6 protein-coding genes are annotated in these 7,549 nt (G+C 65.5%); 2 read left to right on the forward strand and 4 right to left on the reverse strand.

Annotated elements, in window-relative coordinates; translation table 11 throughout:
• Together K3F48_RS22335 and K3F48_RS22340 are read left to right on the forward strand one after the other, a co-directional pair.
• Positions 1-1,082: tetratricopeptide repeat protein (locus K3F48_RS22335; protein ID WP_222577653.1), on the forward strand; the 1,082-nt coding region annotated here is incomplete at its 5' end.
• A 374-nt stretch (positions 1,083-1,456) separates the two neighbouring features.
• Positions 1,457-1,771, forward strand: coding sequence for a multidrug efflux SMR transporter (locus tag K3F48_RS22340; protein ID WP_222577654.1), 315 nt, complete (start codon positions 1,457-1,459; stop codon positions 1,769-1,771).
• Positions 1,772-1,788: 17 nt separating this feature from the next.
• Here the strand turns inward: K3F48_RS22340 and K3F48_RS22345 are convergent, their stop codons facing one another.
• The 4 genes from K3F48_RS22345 to K3F48_RS22360 form a co-directional block, all read right to left on the reverse strand.
• Positions 1,789-2,913 (reverse strand): amidinotransferase, encoded by a 1,125-nt coding sequence (locus tag K3F48_RS22345; protein ID WP_222577655.1) that lies wholly within the window; start codon positions 2,911-2,913, stop codon positions 1,789-1,791.
• A gap of 249 nt (positions 2,914-3,162) precedes the next feature.
• On the reverse strand, positions 3,163-6,699 hold the full coding sequence (locus tag K3F48_RS22350) for a PAS domain S-box protein (RefSeq protein ID WP_222577656.1): 3,537 nt from the start codon (positions 6,697-6,699) through the stop codon (positions 3,163-3,165).
• Positions 6,700-6,828: 129 nt separating this feature from the next.
• Complete coding sequence (locus K3F48_RS22355) at positions 6,829-7,149, reverse strand: type II toxin-antitoxin system RelE/ParE family toxin (RefSeq protein ID WP_222577657.1); 321 nt, start codon at positions 7,147-7,149, stop codon at positions 6,829-6,831.
• Entirely contained in the window at positions 7,136-7,381 is a 246-nt protein-coding gene (locus K3F48_RS22360; protein ID WP_222577658.1) for a type II toxin-antitoxin system ParD family antitoxin, read from the reverse strand. The genes K3F48_RS22355 and K3F48_RS22360 overlap by 14 nt, the downstream gene beginning before the upstream one ends.
• Positions 7,382-7,549: the final 168 nt, after the last annotated feature.

Raw genomic sequence — 7,549 nt, forward strand, 5'->3', positions numbered from 1 at the left:
AAGCTGGCGATCCTGCAGCCGCGATCGCCGCCTATGACGATGTCGTCGCCCGTTTCGCCGATGCGCGGGAGCCGGCCCTCAGGGAATGGGGGGCGATGGCGCTTGTCAACAAGGGCGCCGCTTTCGGAGAAGCTGGCGATTATGCAGCCGCGATTGCCGCCTTTGACGATGTTGTCGTCCGTTTCGCCGACGCGCAGGAGCCGGCCCTTAAGAAGCAGGTGGCGATGGCGCTGGTCAACAAGGGCGTCGCCTTCGGAGAAGCTGGCGATCATGCAGCCGCGATCGCCGCCTGTGACGATGTCGTCGCCCGTTTCGCCGATGCGCGGGAGCCGGCCCTCAGGGAGGGTGTGGCGCGGGCGCTGGTCAACAAGGGCGTCGCCTTCGGAGACGCGGGCGATCATGCCGCCGCGATCGCGGCCTATGACAAAGTCGTCGAACGCTTTGCCGACCAAGACGATTCCGAGCTGAAAGACATCGTCGCGACTGCTCGGGTGCGCCTCGGCAACATCCTTCTCTATTTCAAGAATGACATCCCGCGCGCCGAGCAGCTCTTTCGGCTTGCCGCCGCGGTGCAGCCTCTCGTCGCGAAGAGAAATCTGGCTTGGCTCTACCTTCTGGACGAGAGGATGAGCGACGCGATCGAGCTTCGGGAGGATTTGACCGAGCTTCCGGAGCCCGGCCTGTCTCTGATCGATGCGGGACTCCAGCTGGCGCAGCAAAATTTCGGTTCCGCGACCGAACGCCTCGCCATAGCGCTCGAAAGAGGGCTCAATGGCGGCAGCTTCGATTTTTCCGACGATCTCGTTCGGTTCCTGAGGCTCGCCAAACGCAAGGGATACGGCGAGCCGCTGATCGCATGGTTCGAGGCGACGGGCTTTGCCGACAGGCTGGCGCCGATCTATGTGGCGTTGAAGGCCTATGTCCGAGGCGAGCGCGCCTTGCTCGACGCAAATCCCGAAACGCGAGGACCGGCCCGGGCGATCTTTGATCGACTGGTCGCGCCCGGGCCCGTCGAGCAGGGCGCCGAAGCAAGATCGAGCCAGGGAAAGCGACCCCGGGGACGACCACGCAAGAAATCCTGACCTGAATGCAGTAGCGTCGTAGTGAAATCAGACATCGCCGATGCGCGACGCGTTCGAATAGGGTGGGAATTAGCACGATGCTCCGAATGGTCTTCGATGGCGACAGCGGACATTACCTCGCTTCGGAAGCAGACTAGACGCGAGGCGGCAGGAGTGTCAGTCATTGACGCATAGCGGAAATCCCAAACTGACCCGCGCGGCCTCTCGCATGCGGGCGAGAACGACGGTCCTTCGCCCTTGCCGGCGACGCAGGAGCGATAGGCGGGCGGGCTCGCCGGCTTTTCCGGCTTTCCCAGCCGAGGCGGGACGCTTATCATCTTCAGCGCCGCGACGCTGCACGCGCGGCGCTCACGGCGCCCGGAGACGACGCCCAAATGGCATGGCTGATCCTGTTCATCGGCGGCATGTGCGAGGTCGGCTGGCTGGTCGCCCTCAAATATGCCGAAGGCTTTTCGCGGCTCTGGCCGTCGGTCCTGACCGTGACGCTGATGGGCGCGAGCGTCGGCTGTCTCGGCCTGGCGGTCAGGACCATTCCGATGGGAACGGCCTATGCGGCCTGGACCGGCACGAGCATCGCCGGCGCCGCGGTCGTCGGCATCTGCTTCTACGGGGAATCGACGTCGCCGCTTCGCCTCGTCTCCATCGCGCTCATCCTGTGCGGCGTCATCGGGTTGCGGCTGGAAAGCTGAACCCGCCGCCCGCGCTGTCAGAAATAGCTCTGCAGCCCGCCGCGCCGCCTCACATCGAGCGTCGCGCAATGGAACGAGCCGCCGAAGGCCGCATAATGCATGAAAGGGCAGGGGATCGGCTCCAATCCCCACGCCTCCATCGCCCGCATCGTCGCTTCATGATGCGGATCGACGATCACGCGCTTTTCATCGAGCATCAGCACATTCATGTTCAGCCATTTTCCGCAGAGCGAAATCTTTTGCAGGAAGGGATCGGCGATCGGGTCCGGCTCCGGCGCGATCAGAATGTCCCATTTCTTCAAGAGCGGCGGCAGGCGTTCGACATCCACATATTCGGGATTGACGAGGAGCCTGCCCGGCCCGAGCGGCAGCGCGGTGGTGTCGATATGCATCGGGGTCGGACAAAGGCTCTCGATCTCATGGATGCGATAGGCGTCGCCGAGATGGCGGCGCAGCCATTCGACGCCGAGCGCATTGGTCACATTGCTGCGCGTGACGAAGAGATCGCGGCCGCAGCGGAAGAAATCCGCAGCGTCGAACACCGGCTCGAATTCGGTCAGAACATAGGAGATCGGCTCGCCTTTCCGCCGCGCGCGATAGTTCGGATCATAGAGCTCGTCGGCGAGCTGGGGCCTCGGCGCCGAGGTCCAGCGCGCGCCGCGGCGAAAATAGTCCTTGAGCAGCGGGCGATAGGAATGGGTCTCGAAATAGCGGCATGGCCAGGCCATCGGCGTTTCGATGATCTCGTCGCCGACGATGAGCAGGCTGTCGCGCGGGCAGGAGTTGCAGAAGCCGCGCGAGGACCAGCCCGGCGCGCCGAATTTTTTGCGAAAGTCGGTGGGCTCCGGCCGCGTCACCGTGACGCCGAGCCGCGTCAGCAAAGAGACGAATCCGTCGAGCTCGCGCTGTGCCTTGGCGACCATGAACCCGGGATAGCGAAAGCCGGAGAAGAGCGGAAGAATGCGCGCGGTGAAGCCGGGGATCACGCTCGTGACCACCTTATGGCCCGATGGAATGACGGCCCCCTCCAGCCGTCCGACGATCACTTCCTCCAGCGGGTCCCATTCATTGTACGAGCTCACCGGCGATGTGAGCGGGGCGGGGGCGTTGTCCGAGCGGTCGGCCGGAAGAAATGCGTTCATGCTCCAGGTCTCCGATGGCCCGATCTCGACGAGCGGGATGTGCGAAGGCCGCATCTTCGCCTCGCGCGTATGTTCCGTCCGCGCGAGGCCGTGTCGAACGCAGTCGACGCGAAACTATATCCGATCGCCGCGGAGCCGTTCAACGCGGGATCGGCGCTGTCCCATGGCGGTCGGAGCAATGACGGCGAGGGCGTTTCACCTTCCCCCTCCGTTGCGGCGCGCATCGAATGCGCATCGCGGGAGCGCGCGTCAATTCATGTGATCGCCGCCGTCGGCCGGCTGCACACGTCGCAGCAGCTCCTCGACCGCGTCGATGGACGCCGGTTTGGTCAGATGCAGATCGAAGCCCGCGTCCTGCGCGCGGCGGCGATCATTCTCCTGGCCCCAGCCGGTGAGCGCCACGAGCAGGAAGCGGCGGCGGCCTCCGCTCGCGCGCATGCGGCGGGCGGTTTCATAGCCGTCGACGCCCGGCATGCCGAGATCGACGAAGGCGATGTGCGGCTCGAACGCTTCGAGCGCCGCGACCCCGGCCGGACCGTCATAGGCCTTGCGCACCGTCGCCCCGAGGCTCTCGAGCAGAAGGGCGAAGCTGTCGGCGACATCATGGTCGTCGTCGACGACGAGAGCGCGCGCGCCCCCGCCCTCGCCGGCCGACGTCCTCTCGACCGGCGCCGTCGCGGCCGCCGGCTCCTCGGCGAGCGGCAGAAACACCGCGAACTGGCTGCCCCGCCCGGAGCCCGCGCTCTGCGCCTCGACCCGTCCGCCATGCATCTCCACGAGCTTGCGCACGAGCGCGAGGCCGATGCCGAGCCCCCCTTCGGACAGGCGCATCTGGTCCTGTGTCTGCGCAAAGAGATCGAACACGCGCGGCATCATCTCCGGGGCGATGCCGACGCCATTGTCGCGAACGCGCAAAACCGCCTCCTTGCCCTCGCGCGCGGTCTCTATGTCGATGCGCCCGCCGGGCGGCGTGTATTTGGCGGCGTTGTTGATGATATTGGCCGCGATCTGCGCGAGGCGCACCGGATCGCCGAACGCACGCAGCGGCTCCGCCGCGAGCTTCACGTCGAGGCGATGACCCTTCTTGTCGATGAGCGGACGAGAAGCGTCGAGCGCATGGCGCAGAAAATCCGACACGGCGACGCTCTCCTTGCGCAGCTCGATCTTGCCGCGGCTGATCCGCGAGATTTCGAGAAGATCGTCGACGAGGCGAACGAGATGATCGACCTGCCGCTGCACCATGGCGATGAGCGGCGCGTCGGGGAAATCGGCGCCATATTTGCGCGTGAGAATATGCGCCGCATTGCCGATCGGCGCCAGCGGATTGCGCAATTCATGCGCCAGGGTGGCGATGAACTCGTCCTTGCGACGATCGGCGTCGCGCAGAGCCTGCTCCGTCTGAACGCGCCGCATCGCGATCGCGACGAGATCCGCGACGGCCTTCATCACGGCGATCTCGTCGTCGCTGAAGCGAATGCGCGAACGGGTCCCGAACGACAATGTGCCGATGACGCGATCCTGATGCAGCAGCGGATGACAGCAATAGGCCTGAATTCCGAACGATCTCACCAGCTCGGCGCGCAGGTCGTCGCGGCGCTGAATATCCTCGGCGAGGATGCGCCGGCCCTCGCGGGCGCCGCAGCCGCAGACCGCCGCGCCGGGCTCGGGCGATGCGAGCGCGTCCACCCACTCTGCGGGCGCCCCCGCGCAGGCGTTGAGGCGAAGCCGCCCGGTCTCCTCGTTCACGAGATAGTTGAAGAAGACGTCGCAATCGAGAAAGGCCATGACCTTGTTGCAAATATCCTCGGCCAGCCGCCGAGGATCCGTGCTCTCGAGAAGCAGCGCGGCGGCTTCGGACAGCAGCTCGTTGCGGCGCATATGCCAGAGCAGGGCGTGCTCCGCCGCCTTGCGCTCGGTGATGTCCTGCGTCACGCCGAAGCCGCCGAGCAGCGCGCCCGCCTCGTCGAACTCGAGATAGGCTTTTTCGCGCACCCAATTGGTCCTGCCCGCGACCACGATGCGGTGCTCTATGTCGTAAGGCGCGCCATGCAGGCTCGCCTGCCATTGCATATCGACATAGGCGCGATCGTCGGGATGCACGATGTCGAGAAAGCTCTCATAGCTCATCGGCGCGCCTTTCGGCACGCCGAAGATGCGATGGTTCTCGTCCGACCAGGTCAGGACATTCTCGCGCACGTCGAGGCGCCACCAGCCGATCTTCCCGACCTCCTGCGCGCGGTCGAGATCATTGCGGCTTCGTCGCAGCGCCTCTTCGGCCTGACGGCGCTCGGTCACGTCCTCGACGAGCGTGATGATCCAGCGCGGCGCGCCGTCGGCGCGGCGAATGAGCGAGAGGCTCTTGCGCACCCATATGCTGTCGCCGGTCTTGCGGACATAGCGGTTTTCGATGACGAAGCCCGGCGTCTCGCCGGCGAGCATTTTTCGAGTCGAGGCCTCGCTCGCGGGCCAGTCGTCGGGGTGAACCAGATCCGATCCCTTGCGACCGAGCAGCTCCTCGCACGAATAGCCGGTGATCGCGCAGAATGCGGGATTGGCCTCGAGAAACCGGTAGTCCGGCGCATGCATCGCAAAGCCGATCGAGGCGTTGGCGAAGCACATGCGGAACCGCTCCTCGCTGTCGCGCAGCGACGCCTCGGCCCGCTCCGCCTCGCTCTTGGCCTCGGTGATGTCGATGCCTTCGACGAGCAGGGATTCGATCACGCCGTGCTCGTCGCGCAGAGCCGTCACCGTGTTGAGCGCATGGCGCAGCGCGCCGTCCCGCCCTCGATAGACTCCCTCGCCCCGCGAGGGGCCGGGCCGCGCCCGCGCCTCTTCGAAATGGCGCCGCCATGTTGCGCGCATGTCGGGCAGATCGCTCCACCATGGGCCGTCCACGAGCGGCTTTCCGACCATCTCCTCCTGCGTGACGCCGGTGCCGCGCACGACCGCGTCATTGAGCTCGACGACGCGTCCGTCGGGGCTCAACAAGACGCTATATTGAAACTGCTGATCGAAGATGGCGCGAAAGCGCCTTTCGCTGGCGCGCAGCGCCGCCTCCGCCCGCTTGCGCTCGGTGATGTCGCGCACGAAGGCGCGCATGCCGATGGCGCGCCCGTTCTCGTCGGCGACGAGCCAGGCTCGCAGGCCGATCGGAAACACGCCGCCGTCCTTGCGGATGTATTCCTTCTCATATTCGGCGGATTCGCCGCGCGCGAGAATCTGCTCCTGCACGATCCGCTCTTCCATATCGCGCCAGATCTTCGGCGTCAGATCATGGTAGGTGAGGCGCCGCAGCTCCTCGAGCGTGTAGCCGAGCATTTTCTGATAGGCGGGATTGGCTTCGAGAATGTGGCCGCTCATGTCGACGGTGACGATGCCGTCGCAGCTCGTCTCGAACAGCGAGCGAAAGCGTTGCTCACAGACGCTCTCCGGCTCGGCCGTCTCGCGATCGGGAGCATCGATGATGGAGCCGTCGTAGCCGACGAATGCGCCGCGCGCGTCGCGCTGCGGCGAGCCGAGCGCCATCGCCCGGCGAAAGCCGCCGTCCGCGCGCTCGAGCCGGAACACGATCTGGAACGGCCGCGCCGATCGCGCCGCGAGATCGAGCTCGGCGGCGACGCGCGGGCGATCATTGGGGTGAATGGCCTCGCGCCATCCGCCGCCCAAGGCGGAGTCGGGCGAGCGCCCGGTCGCTCGTCGCCAGTCGGGCTCGATCCGATGGCAGCATCCGTTGGGATCGACCGACCAATTCACGACCCAGAGCGTATCCGTCTCCAGCGCGAGCATTCGCTGTCCAATGCCATTCGGCGGGCCATCTCACCCACATAAGCGATGCGGAGAGAGCGAACAAGCTGCGGCGGAAGCCCGCTGATCGGGCGCGCCCGGCTTCATCTCTGGACGCCTCCGCGATCGGTCTCATAAATCCGCCGCCTTCAGGATCGAAGCCCAATCCTGCCGTCCTCCCAGCAGGCGAATGATCGAAACATGATCGTCGGCGATCCTGTAGATGACCAGATGACTTTCATGGACGTGGATGCGCACGGGAGGAGAGAGCTCGCGATGCTCGCGCGCCATCGTCGGCATGGTCGCGATCAGCTCGAAAACCCGCACGAGATCGTCGACATAGCGATCCGCTTGGCTGATCGGCCAAGCTTCGGCCGAAAACAGCCAGATGTCCTCGAGATCGGCCAAGGCGCGCGGCGTGAGGCGGCATTGTCCGGCGTCACCGGACGCCATGCCGCGCCCTCATGCGCAGCTTGAACGTTTGCGCGTCGAAAACCTGCGGCGCGCCGCTCTCGATCCCCTCGGCGACAGCCGCCTGCAGCAGAGCCAGCGCCTCCTTGCGCTCCTGATCCTTGCGGATCAGGTCGCGGATATAATCGCTCGCATTGCCATAGCGCTCGCCCTCGGCCTGGCGCTCGACCCATGCCTTCATCGCATCCGGGAGCGAAACATTCATGGTTGCCATGGGCGTCTCCTGTTTGGGGGAAACTATGGTGGCTTGGCAATGTTTGTCAAACGCGATCTGGCAGCGGCGCACTGCCGAATTCAAGGCAGGTCGTCATGGCCGGGACAAGCCCACGGCTGTCCGGTTCAAGATAGGCATAGTATTATCTCGTATTGGCGTGGGTCCGGC

The organism is Methylosinus sp. Sm6, assembly GCF_019802345.1.
Classification (GTDB): Bacteria; Pseudomonadota; Alphaproteobacteria; order Rhizobiales; family Beijerinckiaceae; genus Methylosinus.

What these genes read in the sequence shown, in the direction of transcription:
- K3F48_RS22340 (WP_222577654.1), top strand. Translation starts at nt 1,457, where the DNA reads ATGGCATGGCTGATCCTGTTCATCGGCGGCATGTGCGAGGTCGGCTGG.
- K3F48_RS22345 (WP_222577655.1), bottom strand. Translation starts at nt 2,913, where the DNA reads ATGAACGCATTTCTTCCGGCCGACCGCTCGGACAACGCCCCCGCCCCG.
- K3F48_RS22350 (WP_222577656.1), bottom strand. Translation starts at nt 6,699, where the DNA reads ATGCTCGCGCTGGAGACGGATACGCTCTGGGTCGTGAATTGGTCGGTC.
- K3F48_RS22355 (WP_222577657.1), bottom strand. Translation starts at nt 7,149, where the DNA reads ATGGCGTCCGGTGACGCCGGACAATGCCGCCTCACGCCGCGCGCCTTG.
- K3F48_RS22360 (WP_222577658.1), bottom strand. Translation starts at nt 7,381, where the DNA reads ATGGCAACCATGAATGTTTCGCTCCCGGATGCGATGAAGGCATGGGTC.